18 protein-coding genes and 1 tRNA gene are annotated in these 20,111 nt (G+C 36.6%); 5 read left to right on the top strand and 14 right to left on the bottom strand.

Going from position 1 to position 20,111, the window contains the following annotated elements:
- Window positions 1–216: 216 nt before the first annotated feature.
- The 10 genes from I6751_RS00545 to hxlB form a co-directional block, all read right to left on the bottom strand.
- Window positions 217–513, bottom strand: coding sequence for a hypothetical protein (locus I6751_RS00545; RefSeq protein ID WP_196591451.1), 297 nt, complete (start codon window positions 511–513; stop codon window positions 217–219).
- Window positions 514–619: 106 nt separating this feature from the next.
- Complete coding sequence (locus I6751_RS00540) at window positions 620–2,545, bottom strand: TonB-dependent receptor plug domain-containing protein (protein ID WP_196598936.1); 1,926 nt, start codon at window positions 2,543–2,545, stop codon at window positions 620–622.
- Window positions 2,546–2,949: 404 nt separating this feature from the next.
- The gene (gene alsE / locus I6751_RS00535; RefSeq protein WP_231035129.1) at window positions 2,950–3,621 is read right to left on the bottom strand and encodes a D-allulose 6-phosphate 3-epimerase; all 672 of its coding nucleotides are present in this window, start codon (window positions 3,619–3,621) and stop codon (window positions 2,950–2,952) included.
- 44 nt (window positions 3,622–3,665) lie between these two features.
- Window positions 3,666–4,712: a galactitol-1-phosphate 5-dehydrogenase gene (locus I6751_RS00530; protein ID WP_196591448.1), complete on the bottom strand. Its 1,047-nt coding sequence runs from the start codon at window positions 4,710–4,712 to the stop codon at window positions 3,666–3,668.
- Between the two features lie 22 nt (window positions 4,713–4,734).
- Window positions 4,735–5,211 (bottom strand): PTS system mannose/fructose/N-acetylgalactosamine-transporter subunit IIB, encoded by a 477-nt coding sequence (locus tag I6751_RS00525; protein WP_196591447.1) that lies wholly within the window; start codon window positions 5,209–5,211, stop codon window positions 4,735–4,737.
- Entirely contained in the window at window positions 5,204–5,623 is a 420-nt protein-coding gene (locus I6751_RS00520; protein WP_196591446.1) for a PTS sugar transporter subunit IIA, read from the bottom strand. Before I6751_RS00520 ends, I6751_RS00525 begins: the two co-directional genes overlap by 8 nt.
- Window positions 5,624–5,665: 42 nt before the next feature.
- Window positions 5,666–6,511, bottom strand: a complete 846-nt coding sequence (locus I6751_RS00515; RefSeq protein WP_196591445.1) for a PTS system mannose/fructose/sorbose family transporter subunit IID — start codon at window positions 6,509–6,511, stop codon at window positions 5,666–5,668.
- Window positions 6,512–6,514: 3 nt separating this feature from the next.
- Window positions 6,515–7,258, bottom strand: coding sequence for a PTS mannose/fructose/sorbose/N-acetylgalactosamine transporter subunit IIC (locus I6751_RS00510; protein ID WP_231035131.1), 744 nt, complete (start codon window positions 7,256–7,258; stop codon window positions 6,515–6,517).
- 86 nt (window positions 7,259–7,344) lie between these two features.
- Complete coding sequence (locus tag I6751_RS00505) at window positions 7,345–8,388, bottom strand: galactitol-1-phosphate 5-dehydrogenase (protein ID WP_196591444.1); 1,044 nt, start codon at window positions 8,386–8,388, stop codon at window positions 7,345–7,347.
- 42 nt (window positions 8,389–8,430) lie between these two features.
- The gene (gene hxlB / locus I6751_RS00500) at window positions 8,431–9,000 is read right to left on the bottom strand and encodes a 6-phospho-3-hexuloisomerase (RefSeq protein ID WP_196591564.1); all 570 of its coding nucleotides are present in this window, start codon (window positions 8,998–9,000) and stop codon (window positions 8,431–8,433) included.
- Window positions 9,001–9,311: 311 nt separating this feature from the next.
- On the opposite strand from hxlB, the gene I6751_RS00495 reads away from it, so the two are divergent.
- Complete coding sequence (locus tag I6751_RS00495; RefSeq protein ID WP_196591443.1) at window positions 9,312–11,918, top strand: sigma 54-interacting transcriptional regulator; 2,607 nt, start codon at window positions 9,312–9,314, stop codon at window positions 11,916–11,918.
- A 376-nt stretch (window positions 11,919–12,294) separates the two neighbouring features.
- Window positions 12,295–13,167 (top strand): MerR family transcriptional regulator, encoded by an 873-nt coding sequence (locus I6751_RS00490; RefSeq protein ID WP_196591442.1) that lies wholly within the window; start codon window positions 12,295–12,297, stop codon window positions 13,165–13,167.
- A 147-nt stretch (window positions 13,168–13,314) separates the two neighbouring features.
- Here the strand turns inward: I6751_RS00490 and I6751_RS00485 are convergent.
- A tRNA-Ser gene (locus I6751_RS00485) sits at window positions 13,315–13,404 on the bottom strand.
- Window positions 13,405–13,680: 276 nt separating this feature from the next.
- Here I6751_RS00485 and perR point away from each other — a divergent pair.
- A complete protein-coding gene (perR, locus tag I6751_RS00480; RefSeq protein WP_196591441.1) occupies window positions 13,681–14,121 on the top strand; it encodes a transcriptional regulator PerR in 441 nt (146 codons plus the stop codon).
- An 89-nt stretch (window positions 14,122–14,210) separates the two neighbouring features.
- Here the strand turns inward: perR and I6751_RS00475 are convergent, their stop codons facing one another.
- Window positions 14,211–15,017 carry a sulfite exporter TauE/SafE family protein gene (locus I6751_RS00475; protein ID WP_196591440.1) on the bottom strand — a complete coding sequence of 269 codons (807 nt, stop codon included), beginning with the start codon at window positions 15,015–15,017 and terminating at the stop codon, window positions 14,211–14,213.
- Window positions 15,018–15,212: 195 nt separating this feature from the next.
- Window positions 15,213–16,130 carry a ketopantoate reductase family protein gene (locus I6751_RS00470; RefSeq protein ID WP_196591439.1) on the bottom strand — a complete coding sequence of 306 codons (918 nt, stop codon included), beginning with the start codon at window positions 16,128–16,130 and terminating at the stop codon, window positions 15,213–15,215.
- Window positions 16,131–16,465: 335 nt separating this feature from the next.
- Between I6751_RS00470 and I6751_RS00465 the strand changes: the two genes are divergently transcribed.
- Together I6751_RS00465 and I6751_RS00460 are read left to right on the top strand one after the other, a co-directional pair.
- Window positions 16,466–17,167: a M48 family metallopeptidase gene (locus I6751_RS00465; RefSeq protein ID WP_196591438.1), complete on the top strand. Its 702-nt coding sequence runs from the start codon at window positions 16,466–16,468 to the stop codon at window positions 17,165–17,167.
- Window positions 17,168–17,314: 147 nt separating this feature from the next.
- A complete protein-coding gene (locus tag I6751_RS00460) occupies window positions 17,315–18,205 on the top strand; it encodes a fructose bisphosphate aldolase (RefSeq protein WP_196591437.1) in 891 nt (296 codons plus the stop codon).
- Window positions 18,206–18,342: 137 nt separating this feature from the next.
- On the opposite strand, the gene I6751_RS00455 is transcribed toward I6751_RS00460, so the two are convergent.
- Window positions 18,343–19,806, bottom strand: coding sequence for an HAD family hydrolase (locus I6751_RS00455; protein WP_196591436.1), 1,464 nt, complete (start codon window positions 19,804–19,806; stop codon window positions 18,343–18,345).
- Window positions 19,807–20,111 lie beyond the last annotated feature (305 nt).

Here is a 20,111-nt window from a genome sequence, read left to right as displayed (position 1 = left end):
AACTATATACTAAATATATGGTCAAACAATAAAGGAGCCGCCGTATATAAACATTTTCATTCATAAATACTGCGATGCTTCGTTTTTTGTATCCGCCTTTTAAAAGCAGATCACCACATAACGATAGTTAGCTGCATCTTTATGATGTCAATGCCGTTTGTGCGGCAGCTCCTTTATTATTTATGCATCATTTTTTGTGTGAGCAGGTTGTTGTTCCTATTCCTTTTTAACTCTGCGAAATATTTCATGAACCTCATCCATACTTTTTCCCGCTTCCAATGCCTTTTTAGCATGGATAGCTGCACTGCGATACTTAGCATGAGCAGCATCAGTGGGAATAGCGTCAATATCCATTGGATCAAATGCCATTATCTTTTTAAAAACAGCATGAATTTCTTGTGTTGACTTTCCCGCTTTTTTAGCTGCTTGTGCATGCCTCATAGCACTTTCATAACGAAGCTTGCCATGCGGGCCGTCCGGTATCTCAAACTTGGGATGTGCACTACAGGTCATATTCATCACCTCATACATTTTTATCTTTGTTATACTATACACCCTATTGTTGCCATATAGTCAACATTTAAATAAACGCAGCCGATATCATTAATTTTTGACCGGCCTAAAAACTTTTTTCATAAACAAAAGTCACATTTGCGGGAAGTGCATAATATTCATAGGTGTTAACAACATCTTTTCTATTAAACAAATTGCGGCCAATGATCTTAAAACTATCTGAATCTGTCGGTTTATAGCCTAAAGTCACTGTTAAATCACAACTATTGGACAAATTATGATCCGGTGTGCTCGATGAAGTTCGTTCATAATTGTAAAATGCCGGTTCACGATCCAAATTAGCAAATATACGAGCGTCTGCCATAAATTTATTTCTGTTATACTCAGCCCCGACATTAATTATGTATTTAGCTGAATCCTGTACCCATTTTGCGCTACTGTTGGAATATGCCTTTGGATTTTGTAAAGTTAAGCCAATATTAGTTGATAAATTATCATCTATTTTTTGTTTATAATTAACTTCCAAACCAGTATTTTGCCACTTGTCATGGTTTTTCATGATACTCTGCCCGCTTTGTGTCTGTGCCCAATAAAATTTATCCTTAACCGTCATATAAAATACATCAGTAGTTATACTGCTCTTGCCATTTTCAAACTTATGTCCCAATTCGTATGACCAACCTGATTGAGGTTTTAAATCAGGATTAATTGCAATCGAATCACCATACCAAAAACTTGAAGTAATATCCGGCATTTCAAAAGATTTGCCGATATTAAAATAATATGATGATTTATCATTTACCTTATATAATCCTTGAAACTGGGGTAAAAGCTGGAAATCACTATCCTGAAATGATGATTTAGTCATATAATACTCTCGCATCCCAGCTATAAAACTTAGTTTATCTGTCGCTTTATAATCATATGACTCATATAGAGAATAACTGTTCCTGCCGTTGTCCACATCATTAGCATAAGGCGGATAGTTCACCTTCATATATTCCCGATTCATGTTGGTTCCTAATATAAAAGTATCTTTGTGATCACGTAAATCAAATTTCTTTTGTATATCAAAATTGGCATTATAGCCCCATGATGTATTATTTGATCCTTTAGTTCCCGTCATATTAATAGTATTATATCCGGCTACAGCCTTTACTCCTGTTTTCTTTGAATCATATATCAAAGAATAGTCATTAAATGTCGTATCATAATATCCATATTTACTCATAATAGGCATATAATTATTAAATTTCCCTGATTCAAAGGCCACTTCATTGCTTGTCCGTCCATAGTTAAAGACCAAATCTTTTGCCATATTCACCGACAAATACAACTGTTCAGTATTTTTATCCCTTATATCCAATGCCGGTCCAGAACCGGTAATGCCGGGATGCTGTATGCCATCATAATCTTTGTAAAAAGTTTTTCTTACACCTAAATTAAACACATCAGTCTGGACATTTACTGCGGCACTTTTTTCCCTGCTGCCAAGTGCACTGGAAATATTACCGGTAACTTTGCCAGTTTTCACCGGCTTCTTCGTTATGATGTTTATTACCCCGCCGATAGCCTGCGGGCCATATAAAGCCGAATTGGCCCCCTTGACTATTTCAATACGTTCCACTTGATCTATCGGAATATTATTCAATGTAGCGTGGTTCATATAGTTACTGGGGTTTCCATTCACTAAGACCAATGTTCCATCGTCAATACCGCGTAACTTGATTCTTGACATCATCGAACCATAATCACCGCCATCCTCTTGAAAAGCGAATGAATTTGCCTGTGCTAATACTTTTACCGCTTCAAATACACTGGTATACCCACCCTTTTTAATATCTTCCGCCGTAATAACTTGTGTATTGGCCGGAACATCCAGCGCATCCTTTTCCGTTCGTGTCGCTGTTACCACAATATTATCAAGATTTACCTTTTGCACATCTTCCGCTTGTACCACTGTCATTCCCTCCAGCAATACACCACTCACTGCCATCACTGTCACTGCCGTTTTCTTTAATGTTCGCTTCATAACCGTTTACACCGACTCCTCTACAGAAAATTTTTCTCTATTATGTAATAATTGCAAATACTTTGTCAGCATAAACTATATAGTATCCATATAGTCAAGTCTTTATATTTATCAGCGGATACTCCTTATATTTAAAATCACAATGTCAAATCAACCATTTCACGCAACAAATACTAAAAATTAAATTCATAAATACATGAATTACTTTTCATCCTTACATAGGCGTAGACAGCATACTTACACAACCATTTTATTATACTAACTTACTAATTTAATTCGCCGCTTTACACATAGTAACAACAGCAAAACACTGCGCTAAAACTATATTCATTTTAATTTTAATACAGTTTTTACGCAGTGTTCAATTATTTTTGCTTTATTAAATATGAAATGTAAAACCTTTTTCAGCAAACTTCTTTGTATTCTTTTAACATCATATCATAAGCAGTATTTATATTTTCATCAAGCCTAAATAACCCTGAACTCCCAACAATAAGACATTCTGCTCCGGCCTGCTTAAGTCTTTTATAAGTGGTTTTATTACATCCGCCATCTACTGCTATTTTATAACCATAACCGCATTCAGACTTCATATCAGCTGCCTGACGGATTTTATCAAGCGATTCTGTTATAAAACTTTGTCCCGCAAAGCCAGGATCAACCGTCATTATTGTCAATAAATTTGCTGCATGTAAGTATATTTTAACAGTGCTAAGATTCGTTTCAGGATTTAAAACTATCCCAAAATTTAAATTGGCCTGTTTGATCTTATCAATCAGCCTAAAGGCCTGTCCATTTAAAGTTTCTGCATGCAACGAAATATAGTCAACCCCAATATCGATTAGCTGGTCTACATAATTTTCAGGGTTAGTAGTCATCAAATGACAATCTAATGGTCGTTTGGTAATTTTTTTCAAATTTCTTACAAAATCAATAGACAAGCAAAGATTTTTTACAAAATGTCCATCCATAATATCAATGTGATAATAGTCACACCGTGTATTCAGTACTGTTATCTGCTGCTTCACATTTAGCAAATCCATACACATTAATGATGGGGCAAATTCAATAGTCATTATCATTTCTTCCTCTCTGTAAAAACTTCGCCAGTAACTATTATTTAATTGTCACCGGCAAAGTATATTGCTTTACAAATCGTTATCTCCCTGTTGTGAATTTGATCAAATAACTGTTTAAGTTTCGATAATTGTGCACGATGTGTAATAAGATCATTTACTTCCAGGTCCCCGCAGTCTATTTGTTGAACTGTATATTTCCACTCATTAAACGGTAATTCCGCATAGTATGAATTCCACATACCCAACAATTCTAGTTCTTTACGCAAAATCAAACTATGATTTTGTAAATCGAGTTTTGTATTCCGGTGTGGATTTCCCATCAAAACGACTCTGCCAAAAGCCCTGCACAATTGAACTGCCATATTAACTCCGGATGATGTGCCAGTACCTTCTATTACAGTATCTACTCTGCCAAACTGTTTCAGTACATTACTCAAGCAAGCTTCATCCTTTGTATCATATACATCTATGCTCCTTTCTTTTGCAAAGGCCAGCTTAACATCATCAATTTCCAACAATGCAATTTTAGATGCTCCAAAAAGCTTTGCCCATCTTGCTGTCATAATACCAATGGGGCCAGCACCGATAATGACAATATTTTCCCCGGCCGTCAATTTAGCTTTGCGCAAAGCATGCTGTGCAACTGTAGCTGGTTCCACAAGTGAAAGATTTTCTACCGGCATCTGCTGATTAGAAGACAATACCAAATGCCATTTACTTGGAATTAAACAATATTCTGCAAATCCACCATCATTTCGTGAACCAAGATATTGATAATTGTCACATTCTGCATAATTGCCCGTTTGACAACTTTCACATTTCATACATGGTATAATTGGAAAAACTGCTGCTTTACGTCCGATTAATCCTGCATTTTTATCACTGCCGACCTCGCAAACAGTTCCCGCGAATTCATGGCCTAAAGTAACGGGATACACTCTGGTCCCTAATTCATAAACACGAGGTATATCTGATCCACAGATTCCACAAGCCTGTACTTTTAATAAAATTTCATTACCCTGTGGTCTTGGTTTTTCCACTTCATCAAGTGTAAATTGATTTATCTTATGCAATCGCATGGCTTTCATAAACAACGTGCTCCTCTATAATTCATTTTTTCAATGCTTCTGACATTTCCATAGCTGTATTTGCGGGAATGATTTGAATTTTTACATCAATATTTTTTGCCAGAAATTCCTTAAATATTGCTCTTTCTTCATCAGATGCTGCTATATTTTTATATAATGTCCGGCGATTAGCATTTACCCCCATACCGCCAACATTTATCGCCGATATATCAATACCCTCATCAATAACTTTTTTATAGGTCAGCGGTGTTTTAGCCAATAAAATTGTCGGCAGACTTAATCCTTTCTTCAATTCTATAACTGCATCATCACAGGACAACACTTTGACTTTTATACCACTGGGAGCCGCTAACTGTATTACATCAATCATAAATGTGTCTTTTGATACCTTATCATCAATTACAATAATTTGCTTAGCTGGTTTAACTTTCATCCACGCAGTCATAACTTGTCCATGAATCAATCTATCATCTATTCTTGCCAACATCAAATTATTCATTATAACCGTTCCCTCCATTTTTACATGGTTGTAAAATTTTAATTCCTGATTTTGCTGCTTCGCATGCAGAATTCATCAATTTTTCAACCAAATGTCCATTATTGCGTTCCATCGTAAAATAAACTGTCATTGGCATGTTCATTCCAGTAATAATTTGCAATTTACATTCTCTGCTAAGAGAACCGACAGTATTATATGGTGTTCCTCCCAAAACGTCCACTAACGCAATAATTCCTTCACCGGTATCTAAATCAGCGATTGCCTTTCTTACCCTATTTTCATAATTTTGTGGTGTTTCACCAGGATTTAGTGGTACCGCACATGCCTGTTCTATATTCCCAACAATCATCGCTGTAGATTTCAGCATATACTCACACAAATTTCCGTGACTGACTAATAATAATCCTATCATGTACTTTTCACCTCATGTTTATTTTTCTCAATACATTAGAATTTAGCCAGCTGTCGGAACAGACAGGATTCCTAATAACGAACATACTATACCAACAACAAACAGTACAGCAATAATATAAGTAGGACTTTTCCCTTTTACCAAAAGCTTCCAAACGGCTAATACAGCTATAAGTGGCAACAGTGATGGCAACAATGAATCCAAAACCTTTTGCAAATTTACTCCAACCTCACCAACAGTAAAAGCTATTGGTGTTACAATTGTCACCCTCGTCGCCGCCATTGAGCCGATAACCATTAACCCAACAATACTAAAAATTTCTGTCACACGATTCAATGTCCCTGCCCGCAATAAATTCAAAATTGCAGATTTTCCTTTTTTATATCCAATCATATACATAGTATATCCACTTATCAGCATAATAGCCTTATAAAAAATCTCAAACATAATCGGCCCGGCTAAATTTCCGGCTAAAGCTAACGAGCAAGCTATACCGGCCAGAATTGGATAAACAATCCCTTGCGACACAGTATCTCCTATTCCGGCCATTGGTCCCATCAATCCAGTCCGTAATGAGTTAATATCCTCTTCAGTAACATTAACACCATTAGCAGCCTGTTCCTCCATTGATGCTGCAATACCTGGAATTACAGTTCCAATAAAAGATGGCTCCGTATTAAAAAATACCATATACTTTTTTAAAGCCTTGGCTCGTTCTTCTTTAGTTTTGTACAAACGTTTGATAACTGGAATAATCGCTTGAGTAGTTCCTAATGCTTGTAAACGTTCATAATTATAGCATGTTTCTTGAGAATATCCGCCAAGCCAATGTTTGATAAGATCAATCTTACGCAATTTTACTGGTTGTTTTTCTATTGATTGATCCATGATTTATGCCTCCTCTTTTTTATTATCTACTGTAAAGAAATATACTAAGACACCGGCAATTGCTGCAAATACGGTAATTGCCATTGTATCCAAATGCAAATATACCGTCATAAAATAACCAGCAAAGAAAAAAGCAATGATTTTCTTTTTTCCAATATAGGTAAGCAACATTGCAATACCAAGCGCCGGCATCAATGCTCCGACAGTTGAAAATGCATTAATAAAATACTGTGGAATAGCAGCCAACGCCTGAGTTGCATAATCACCGCCAAAACGGACTAAAATAAAAGCTGGTATACCATTTAAAATAAAACTTAAAATACCTGAGGGAATCCAGTTCATCATCCTTACACCAGTCAAATCTCCAGCTTCAACATACTTATCGGCTTTATGAACCCACAAACTGTTTAATGTCATATAAGCCTGCCATGTCAGTATGCCAAGCAGACTGAATGGTACGGCAAATGTTGGTGCCAATATTGGATCTGCTCCAGATAAAATTGTCAGTGCTGTACCAAAGACACCTGCTACCATAAGATTACCCGGCATTGTCCCACCAGCAGTAATCCAACCTAAATACGTAAGCTGAATATAAGCTGCAGCCTTCATGCCGACAATCGGTTCTCCCATAGCCAAAGCTACCAAAAAGCCCGACCATAAAGGATATAACCACGTTCTTGTTATTGCATGACTCACCCACCAAGTACTCATTGTAGCGATAATAGTTACCAGAATTGCTGATACCATAATTTTTTTACCTCTTTTCACTCATAATTTATTGCACGGATTTGTAAAACATCTAATCCTTACCAATACCCATTTAAGTGTTTATCTTATTTAGTCCCATCAGGCAAAATTAATACTTTTGAGTAAAATTCCTTTTTTTCGGCCATAAGCTGCACTGCTTCCAGTACATTTTCCAATCCGAAAGTATGTGATATTAGCGGCAGTACTTTTATTTTCCCATCAGCAATGGCTTCGGCACTTTGCTGCCAAGCATTATAAGGAAAATTTTTTGCTTCAAAACTCCATGTTCCCTGTATCTTCAATTGTGACCTTAAAAGCTTTTCAAATATATTCGGTTCAATAGTGACAGCTCTTGTTGGGCGCCCAACCAAACCCAGTGTACCTGACTGCCGCAGCAAAGAAATCCCCTGATAAAATGCTGAAGCTGCACCAGATGCTTCAAATACAAAATCAACTTTTGGAATAATTTCATCTATATTTACATTTTTAATACAAAACGCATCTTTCAGACCAAGTTGCTTTGCCAACTGTACTTTATGTTCATCTATGTCCAGAGCAAATACTCGTTTTGCACCAAATGCTTTCACCCATTGTGCCACAAACATACCGATCGCACCTAACCCAAATATCGCAGCTTTGACGCCAAACTCCATATTACAATTCTGCACCACATGCAGTGCAACGGTAACAGGTTCTAAAAATGCCGTTGCCCGCTCATCAAATATTTCTGGCAATAAAATCAAATTTGCAACCGGAACCCTCACATATTCTGCAAAACCACCATCACTGCGTGACCCTAAAAAATCATATTGTTCACATTGGGCAAATTCCCCTATTTCGCACATATCGCAATGGTGACAAGGGATCAAAGGATTTACTGCTACTTTCAGTCCTACTAGTTCATTATATTTTTCGCTGCCTACCTTCTGAACCCTGCCGCCAAATTCATGCCCCGGGATTGTCGGAAAATGATAAGTACCATTCGTTAATATTCTTGGCAGATCGGACCCACAAATACCACAGGCCGATACTTTAACTAAAGCATCATTTTCCCCAAGCACCGGTATCGGAACTTCTTCAATTTCCAATGTTCCGATATTTTTCAATACGGCAGCTTTCATTGTCTGCATTGTCATATCCTCCTATTACATCTTGTACTGTTTTCTATCTGTCTATTCGAGGTTTGCATGATACTTCCAAAGATCATCTAAATTATATATACCATTTTTTTCAACAATCATCATAGCTGCTGCATCCAGCAATATCAACAAACTCTGTTCAAACAAACTACTCATAATCTGCCTTGAAGAAATTTCATCAATCAAATGTAATTTAGTTGCACATGGTATGCGAACGAATATGTCTTCATAATTTGACATCGTGCTTTGAGAATTTGATCCAATGTGAACAATTTTTGCCTTATATTTTTTAGCAATCTTAGCTATTGCCACCGGAAAAACACTTTCGCCTGAACCAGAGCCCACCAACAAAACATCTTTTTCAGTAATTGCTGGTTCGTCAATTGCTCCCACAAAATTAGCTCTTATACCTAAATGATTCAATCGTTTAGCAAAAGCCTGCAGCATCAACATTACACGTCCAACGCCTACAACAAAAACTGTATCAGCCGTACAAATACACTCTACTAATTTGTTAATATCACTTTCTTGAATATTTTCTAATGCTCCCTGCAACTCATCCATAATAATTTTTCTTTTAGCAGCGTAGCTTATTTTTATCATCCTTTCCAAAAAACAATCAAATAATATTCATCATTGTGAGCGCTCACTTATATATACTATATGCAGATTCCATGCCAACTAATTCATATCATGTGTGTTATAATGGGACAATATCACTGATACTCATATATATTATTTGATTACTTTTCTAAATATTTTTTATTATTTTGCAATATGTACACACATTATTTTTATCTGTGTTATAATATGTTTGTAATTTTTATAATTTTATGTAAAATTATTAGTATCTGTGTTGCTGCAACACTATTTTAAATTTATATGACACACATCAATAGAAAGGATGTACTCCGATGTCAAGATATCCCACTAGAAAAGAGCGCATTATGTCCTTCATAACAGAACAAAGTCGCCTTATGCTACAAAAAAGTGAGACCCCTGAAAACGTTGCTGGATTTAATGCATCATGGATCAGTCTCCAATTGGGATTCAGTCGCGACAACGTAAGCCGTGATTTAAACCAACTTCATCGGGATAAACAACTGATAAAAGTTCATGGTAAACCGGTACTTTTTTTGGCCGAACAATCAGTCGAAGATTTCATCGGTAAATCCCTGCCAAAATTATCTTTTAATTGTCTCAACGAATTACAGTCTATTTTGAATTTTAACAAATCGCTCCAATCAACAACGACAATGAAGATAGATGTTCTTCCCGTAAAGTCTAAAATAATTGTAAAAAATAATGACTCGCCTTTTATTCATTTAATTGGCTATGATCGAAGTCTTAAAACAGCTGTTAAGCAGGCAAAAGCCGCTATACTTTATCCCCCCAACGGCCTGCACAGTCTAATTATTGGTCCAACCGGCGGCGGCAAAACAACACTGGCAAAAGTTATGTATATATATGCTAAACAGACACAGCGACTTAAAGAAAATGCACCTTACATTATTTTCAATTGTGCTGATTATGCCGGCAATCCCCAGCTTTTACTATCACATCTGTTTGGTCATAAAAAAGGTGCTTTCACCGGAGCAACTGATAATCACACCGGACTGGTTGAAAAAGCTAATCACGGCATATTATTCCTCGATGAAGTTCACAGACTGCCGCCAGAAGGTCAGGAAATGCTATTTTCTCTCATTGACAGAGGTGAATACTATCAATTAGGTGACGTAGACAACATCCGCAAAGCCGAGGTACTCATTATAGCAGCAACCACAGAAAAACCAGGTACAGCCGTACTTCAGACTTTTCTTAGACGTATTCCAAACCTTATTGAATTACCAGATTTAGAAAATCGTTCGCTTGATGAACGCTACAGCCTGATCAAGCTCTTTTTCCAAAAAGAAGCCAAAAATATGGATATTGAAATCCATGTATCGGCTGAAATCATTAAACTTTTTCTGATATATGATTGCCCTGGAAATGTTGGTCAACTCGAAAATGACATCAAACTAATATGTGCCAATGCTTTTGTTAATTTCATTACAGAAAAACACGCTCAGCTACATGTAAAATTATCCCATTTGCCAGCTCAATATCTGAAGTCATTTGATATACTTGCACGCAAGCGTTCAAATTTAAATACATCTTTTGATACAACGCAACTAAAAGATATTTCTTTTTCACCCGAGCAACCAGTTTATACCCCAACTGAAGACCCTCCCCAAATGAATTTCTATCAATTAATGATAAACAATTCGAGAAAATATTTTGCAGATAACCTATCACTAAATACAATAAAAGAAATATTCAATAATCAAATTACGGAATATTTCGATGTTTATTCCGGTAAAAAACAACCTGCCAGTCATGTGTCCGATGAAATGGCCTTCCTCAAAATTATTTCTCCTCAAATTTATCAAATTTTAAAAGATGATATCGCTTTAATTGAACAAGAATATGACCTGCAAATTCCTGTTCAAGTATTTCACGGTCTGGTTCTCCACGTAGAAACAATGCTTGAACGCATACGGCAAAATAAACCTTTGACGCTGCCGGAAAATAATTCTGTAATTAATAAAAACGATATATACTATCAAATATCCAAGCATATTATTACTTCACTGGAACAAAAACTGCAAATAACCATCCCTAAGCAGGAAATAATTCTTATTTCTCTATGCTTACAAACACTTAATATCAGCAATAAAATTTCTCATATCGGCGTACTCGTGCTTACCCATGGTTATCACGCAGCTACCGATTTTGCAAATGTAGCTAATCGCCTGCTTGATGTTAAACATGCTCACGGGCTATGCATGCCACTGGAAGAAAAGGTCAGTTTGGCATTGGAACGCGCCACAAAATTAGTAAAAAAAATTGATGAGGGCAAGGGTGTCCTTATATTATCAGACATGGGATCATTAACAACTTTTGGTGAATTAATCACCAAATCAACCGGTATAAAAACGTGTACTTTGCGTATGGTTTCCACTCCCATGGTAATTGAGGCAACACGTAAAGCATTATTACCAACAATATCATTAGAACAACTTGCCAATGAAGTTGTAACACAAAGTTATTACGTCGGAATTAACGCCTCAATACCTAATCAGACACCTCTTATTGCTAAAAAATTTAATTTTGATTTCAATAAAATCATCAATTTAATTGAAAATACGCTTGTCTTCATTGATGCTAGAAAAGCTGTTCCATTACTTGAAGGAATATTTGCCGACATCACATCGCGCCTTAATTTGCGTCAAGATCCAAGTCTTTATATCAAATTCATGTTTCATACCTCCTGCATGCTGGAGCGTGCTATCCGCAACGATCAAATGGAATATGGCAACCTTAGCACATTATTAATAAGACATAACAATATGTACAACATAATCAAGGATTCATTTACCATTTTAGAACGAACCTATGGCATAAATATTTATAGTGGTGAACTTTACTACATAACTGAAATTTTTGCTATTGCTGAACAAAATTCTAATACCGCTTTGTAAAGCCAATAAAATTCTGCTATTTTACCAATATCAAAAATAAAAATGCATTTTATTAATAATTACAAAATATACTTTATTTTGTTTGCTGATAAATACAAGCATAGAAAAAACAATCAAGGTATAGGCCTTAAGCAGTCGTTAGCCTAACTGCTAAAAAAGTAACAACAACTTATAGTAAAATATCCGCATAGTCCGACTCGACACAGGCTAGCATCAATCAGTTTTGGCAAATCAATATAAGGTACAACCGCATTACCCTGGAGACCATTTTCCCCATTTCATATAATTAAGATATTATACCAAGTTAAATTTTTTCTTTGTCCATCTGCCTATTTATGGTAAAATATTATATATTTATTAATTAGCAGGTGAGTAAGTGATTAAAAATTATGACAATTATTTCACAAGTGGTGAATTGTCATCACTTTACCAAATACCTAAACAAACTCTTTTATATTACGATAAAATTGGTCTTTTAAAACCGGCCTTTATTAGCAGCAACAGTTATCGTCACTACAATATAGACCAATATTTAAGTTTGGAAATAATTCTTAATTTACGCCGCTTAGATATTCCTATAGCAAAAATTAAAACCTATCTGGATAATAAATCACCAGCAGCCTTTTTAGCTTTGCTGGAAGAAAAGGATAAGGATTGTCTCAATACCATCGCAGAACTGCAAAGAATACATAAAAATATTTCTATCGTAAAAGAAAATATTGTGCAAACTCAAAATATCATTTTGGAACAAATCCTCCTGATTCATGAACCAATGACGCCTCTTTGCTATACCCCCATTGAAAAAGGAACGACCGGTAAATCCATAATCAAAATGATTGCCCGCCACGTATATAAATTGTTTACCCAAAATCAGTTCAGCGGCAAAAACGTCGGCTGGGTAGTGGATAAAACTGATTTTTTTTCTGAAAATTACATGCGCTCTCTGGCATTTTATTCTACCTATGATGACAGCACAAACCTTCCAAAATCAACTTCCTATATCAGAGCTGAGGGAGTTTATATGACAGTAGCCTTTAAAGGCACCTACTATCAGCGTGCCGGGGAAATAAGAATCATGCTGGAAAACTTTATGCAGGTCAACAGCCTTGAACCAATTGGCAATATTTTTATTATTCCCCTGCAAAATCATTGGCTTACTTCGAATACTAAAGAATACATCAATAAACTAATCATCCGGGTAGCAAACAAAACCTCAGTAAAAACATCAAAAAACATTATTTCCATATAATTATTCCATACTACAAACAATTCCAATTTATCAATATCAACCGATAACTGCTTTATTCTTCAGCTTATGCAGCAACAATTATTGCCTAGCCGCCAATTTAAGCACAAAAAAACCGGATGATTAATATCATCCAGCAACTTAACAGTATGGCGGAGAGTGAGGGATTCGAACCCTCGGTACAGTTTCCCGCACACACGCTTTCCAGGCGTGCTCCTTCAACCACTCGGACAACTCTCCAAATGCTCTCTTAAATATAAATGAAACCTTAGCAACGAAATATAGGATATCATTTTTTCATATGTTTGTCAATTACTTATCTGTATATCACTTTTAATATAACAAGATAAATTTTTTCTACTAATCGATAACTATTATTTTATACGCTGAAAAATCCATCAATAAAACATTGACAGATTTATGTGTTTTTATTAAAATAATACCGTAATGTAATTTTATTAATAATGGCTATTACTTGAAAGCTATTTTATTATTGAAGGAAGGACACATAACGCCATGATGGACTCTAAAAAGGTAACAGCCTTGTTGCGCAAAGAAGGGTTTAAGGTAACTCCCCAACGGCTAGCTATATATAATGTGCTTTGCAATACCAAGTCTCACCCTAATGCCGAAATGATTTTCAATAAATTACAGCCTTATTACCCGACCATGAGTTTGGCAACAATTTATAAAACAATTGACATATTAAGAGAAATTGGACTCATTCAGGTTATAAACCTCGGTGATGACAGTCTTCGCTACGATGCTGTTGTTGAATCTCACCCTCACATTCGTTGTACCGAATGTGGTAAAATTGGCGACATAATGGACTTTGATTTCACAGCTTCACTCAAAGAAGCTGCTGCCAAGACTTCCTACGAAATCTCCGGGCAACAATTTTACTTTTATGGAGTATGCCCGGAATGTCAGGCAAAAAATAAGCTTAAAATAAGCTGACAATTTATTACTGTGCATCAATTGCTAAACTTCAGCATAAAACATTAATTAATGTTTTATGCTTATTTTTTTATCTTTTACACCAATCACTACAGCACATTAGATAAAAAAATCAATTTTAAACCTAAGCCACACATAACTATTGACAATAAAATTACAATTACCCGGGGACGTGTTTTTTGGGAAATCACAGCACCGATCTGCGCCCCTATAACAGCCCCAAAACCGATACCAATAGCCGGTTTCCAAACAATATGCCCTAAAATGAAATGAGAAATGCACCCGACAAACGATGACACCGCCAAAACGAAATGCGATGTAGCTGTTGCCACATGTGGGGGAAACGACAATACATAGATCATTAATGGCACATGAATTATTCCGCCTCCAATTCCCAGTACACTAGATAAAAATCCAACAAAAACACTAATTAAAATTCCCAGCTTTTTAGGATAAACAAAATGTTTCGGATCAAATTCTTTTGCTAATGCTTTTGGTGCAGACGATTTCCAATACATCACTCCGGCCAGCATAACCAACATTCCGCCAAAGGCGAAATCAAATATGCCCCCGGAAAAATATTCATCAGCATAACTCCCCAAAAACGCTCCTGGCAAAGTAGCTGCCGCAAAAGGCAGGGCAGCATCGAAATACACTCTTTTCTGCCTTATATAAGCAAATGAACCCGATAAAGTATTTAAAAAAACACCAAACAATGAGGTGCCAACAGCTTGCGAAACATTGTGAAATGTATTAAAAAAACCTGCAGGTGCAGCCGGACTACCGGTCATCAACAGCACAAACAAAGGAATCATAATCAATCCCCCGCCAATACCGACAAGTGTACCAAAAGCGCCTATTGCTATTCCTAATATAAATAAAATCACCATTTCCATTGTCGACTGACACTCCGTATTCAGTTTGATTTATTGCTAAACGCAAAAACATGAGCCTGTTGCACGGATAGCATTATCTCCATAAAAATACCACTATCGCTTATACAGTTCACCATTCTCCCAAGAGTGGACAAAAAGCAATAATTTTCACATTATAAATGAAAATAAGTACGTGCGACAGCCTCATATTTACAATTACTTTTCCCTAAAACCAAACTTTTCAGCTATTTTTATATACCATGAAACAGGTACCCTATATTTCCGGGCCATGCGCACCACTTCAAAAATCAATCCATCTATTTCAGAATTTCCGCCTTTTTTTAAGTCTTTCTGCATTGATGCCGTCGTTTCCGATGTAAGTGCATCCAATATTGCCAGATTCTTTTCCACAAGATTATCATCCAACTGCAAGCCGGCTGCCTTTCCCACACTTATTGCCTCTTTAACCAATTCAATAAATGTCATACGTTCCCTGCCGTCTTTTTGCATAGCAGCAGCTGTTATATCATAATAGGCACCGGCCGCTGCCATCGGTGAAACGAACGTAAACTTACGATACGTATCGACAGCTATATTTTGCGAAACCACCGGAGTAATCCCCGCCGTTAACAAATCAGTCGCAATCTGATCCAGCTGCGTTTTCAGATTAGTTTCACCGCGTGTCCCATAAACCACCCTAAAAATATTGCCGCGCTGCGTTATTTCTCCCGGTGCCGATATCCATGCAACAATATAAATACAACCTTCTGTTACATTTTTACCCGGTAGTTTTTCAGCTAATTTCAAACCGGTTCCGTATATATTCAATATGGGAATAATAATGGTATGCCGGTCTGATGCTTTTTTTAAAAAAGGAATGACATCTTCTATTGAATATCCCTTTACACTTACAAAAATAACATCTGCCTTGCTTTTGTATTCATCAGCATTCATTGCCTTTATAGCCGGCAAATGAGTTTCTCCCTTTTTATCAGAATGTATAGTAAGGCCATTTTCTTTCAATGCCTGTAAATGCTTACCTCTGGCAATTAAAGTAACATCTTTGCCCGATGCAGCCAAAAATCCACCGATACTGGCTCCTGTCCCACCAGCTCCCAAGATGACATAATCCATATCCAAATACCTCCCGTAAATGATATCAAACTTATAAAGCAGGTATAATCACCGTATTTTCATAATTACAAAATGTGCAACATTAATACATAAAACTTATTATTATTATAACATATCATAAAAATAAAAAACAATTTTATCAGTATAAAAACGTTTATTTAATCATATATATTTTCATTTTATAAATATGTCCATCTGTCTAGTGTCATTAAGTGCAAAAAACTTCTCCAAAATATCTTCAATAAAATATTTTCTTACAAAATTTCCGCATATTTAGATAATCATTTTAAATCACATCGACAGCGTATATAATAAAATAAAAGGAAGGTGCTGCAATGCCTTATATACAAATTGGCGATACACTATTTGAATATATCCAAAAACGACAAAAGCGAAAGACTGTATCCATTGCCTTGAACGATCGTGACAGCATACTGATAAAAACTCCCTATAACGTTTCCGCCAAAGAAGTATCACATATATTGCACCACCATTCCAATTGGCTGAACAAAAAAAATCATGCTTATAAGACATTGGCCGATAATGCTCCTATAAACGATAATCATATTACTTATAAGGGGAAAAATTACAACATCCATCTGCAATATGGCAGCACTGTCTCCATAAAGCTTACTGATGATAATGTATTTATCACTTATAACGATACACTTTTCCCCTTGTTAAGTGATATTCTCATTCCTTGGTATAAGCAACAGGCACAAGTCTATCTTACACAAAGAACCAATTTCTGGGCATCCCAATTGAATGTTTTTGCCAACAGAATAACTATCCGTGACCAAAAAAGCCGCTGGGGCAGCTGTTCATCACGACGTAATATAAATTATAATTGGCGTATTATGATGGCAGCCCCGACCATCATCGACTATTTGGTCATCCATGAAACATCTCATCTCATCCAAATGAATCACTCTGACAAATTTTGGCATCTGGTAGAAACTTATGATCCTCTTTTTAAAGAACATCGCCTTTGGTTAAAAGAAAACGGAACTATATTATTCAATACTTTACGCAATTGACAGTATGGTGCCGCAACAGTTTATCACCCTCACTGCATAAACTCCTTCACCACTTTAAATACTTTAGCTTCTATTGCAAAATAACTTTAAAGATATTATTATTAAGATAATAAATGTATATTTCATCTAATTTAAGGAGGTTTTATTATGGATCAGAAAAAATTGCAACGAGCTGCTGCGGCAAAGGCTTTCATTGCCGCGCTTGACCAAAGTGGCGGCAGCACTCCCAAAGCGCTGGCAGCATATGGTGTTGAAAAAAGTGAATACAGCACTGACCAGGAGATGTTCGACAAGGTACATGAAATGCGTACCCGTATTATTAAAAGTCCGGCTTTCACTTCCGAACACATCTTAGGTGCAATACTTTTTGAAAATACTATGGAACGGACAATTGACGGCGAATTGACCGCCGACTATCTCTGGAATAAAAAAGCTATTCTTCCTTTCTTAAAAGTTGATAAGGGTTTGGCTGATCTATCCAACGGAGTGCAATTAATGAAACCGATTCCTGGATTAGACGAACTCTTACAACGCGCTGTCAAAAGAAATATTTTTGGAACAAAAATGCGCTCAGTAATAAAAGAAACTAATCCTTCCGGCATAAAGGAAATAGTCCGGCAGCAATTTGAAATTGGTAAACAAATCGCCGCTGCCGGTCTTGTTCCTATTATTGAACCAGAAGTTGATATCCACAGCCAGAACCGTGCCGAATCAGAAAAATTTCTTAAAGACGAAATTTTAAACCAGACTGCCCAGTTACACTCCGACACAAAAATTATGCTGAAATTGTCAATACCGGTTGTTGATAACTTCTACAGCGATTTGATAACCGGACAACCCAATATTATCCGTGTTGTAGCTCTTTCCGGCGGATTCAGCCGAAAGGATGCCAATGAAAAACTGGCTCGCAATCATGGACTCATTGCCAGCTTTTCACGCGCTTTAGCAGAAGGTCTGTCAGTACAGCAAAGTGATGAAGAATTTAATGCTTGCCTTGCCGCCAGCATCAAATCAATTTACAACGCATCAATTACCTGATGGGCTGCCTTGCAGCATAAAAAGGCTGTCATACGTGACATTTTCATTCATGAATAATCACACCATATGGTGAATTGCATCTCCATGAAGTCAATGTCGTTCGTGTGACAGCCTTTCTTTATTTTCCATTACAACATTTAGCGGGTTTTATAGCCGTTATAATCCTTATTATGCGTATCTTTTTCCAATATATCTCTTATGCTCGCACCCGCTTCCAGATTCTTAACCACATCATCAGCCCTGTCAGACAAGAACACCTTACTTGTTTTTCCCAATAACAACGTCTGATCATCGGGCCAAAGAGCTCCCGTATTTTCATTGCGCCCTTGCAAAATAAACTTGGTATCTCCATCCAGATTGGCCTGCTGCAAACTAATATCATGTTTCTTTTGATATTCAGCTATCCCCGCACACAAAGCCGCATCATCTTTACGCCGGCGATTCATTATAAGTACAGCTCTTGTATCTTTAAATTCTGTGGTAAAATTGAAATCTCCCTGTGAATCCATTGCTGTAAATATCGGACCGTGTCCTTGATATAAAGGAGCAATAACTTTCTTTATCGCCAGCGATTTACCAACTCCCTGCGTCTGGGCATGCAAATCATAATTATAAGCATTGATATATCTTCCTTTATTATCTGTTTGATTGGTCATTGCCACTATTCCTTTAACATCCGGGATGGCAAAATAATCCACTGCTGCCCGCACAACATCAATATATGAAGCCGAGTCTATCCATACATCAATACCATTTTGATACAGTGCCCGATATAATTCCTTTACTTCCGGTGTCACCGTAATACCTTGATTATACGAAACCGCGACGCTGCCGGCTTTTGTATTTTCAGCAGGACTGATGTATTTTCCTTTGGACCATGTCTGTCCCTTGGCCGGATCTCCATAATAACTATCACAGGCATATGCCAGAGTATACACCTGTCTGGGTGTCATACCAGTAAACCAATAAGTCACCCACGGATAAGAAACAGAACTGTCCATCGTCTCAGAAATTGCATCATACAGCCAACGCATCTTAGCGACAAAATCCTGATAAGTTAAATCCTGCTTAACTGTTTCATCAAGCATTTTCCCTTTAACCGAAATCAATCCCTTTTTATAAAGCACCGCATAATCAGCCGCTGCATCACTTATGGCATCCCTGACAGTTACCTGGCGGCCACTGCCATCATCAGCACCATAAGTCATATCTAATTTATCTGTTGGAATTCCTGTTTCCAGCACTTTTCCCATATCATCGGGAGCAATTGCAAATGCCAGATGTTCCAACTGCCATACTATCAGCTGTTCCTCAACATCCATTATCGATGTAGTATTATCAAAATCAAAAACAGCATATGGTCTTTGTTTTAAATCATATGTTGATGAATACTTTCCATATGTCACCAAAAAATCATTTAAAGTTTTTTTAACATACGGATCCCAGTCAGCGCTTTGTATTAATGTCCCGCCGCGCTGTTGCTGAACAGCTTCGGGCATTTGAAACGCTGCCGCATTGATCGGTGCTGGACTAAATAAAGTAAAGCTAATGGTACTTCCTAAAAGGACTGCAATAACACAGACTTTTTTTGAAATATACATCCTGGCTCCTCCTCAATAATTATATACTTATAATATACTTAACCAGGCTGCCTGACGTTATCGAAATGTTATTTTATTCAAAATTAATATTTATTAAAAGTTAAATTTTTATTTGACTAATTAACTGCCGTATGCTATTATACTAATTGATAATGAATATCATTCCTTTTAACTCTCCAATAATATGTATTGTGGTATCCACTACACACCGGGATTATCACACGTAACCATTTTCATTCATAAATACGCAATATTTCATTCTCCTTCTCGCTTTTATAAAAGCGGGTAACCGCGTAGCGGTAATG

Origin of the sequence: Pectinatus frisingensis (assembly GCF_015732285.1) — a bacterium.
Taxonomy (GTDB): Bacteria; Bacillota; Negativicutes; order Selenomonadales; family Selenomonadaceae; genus Pectinatus; species Pectinatus frisingensis.
This window is presented reverse-complemented; position numbering and strand designations above follow the sequence as displayed.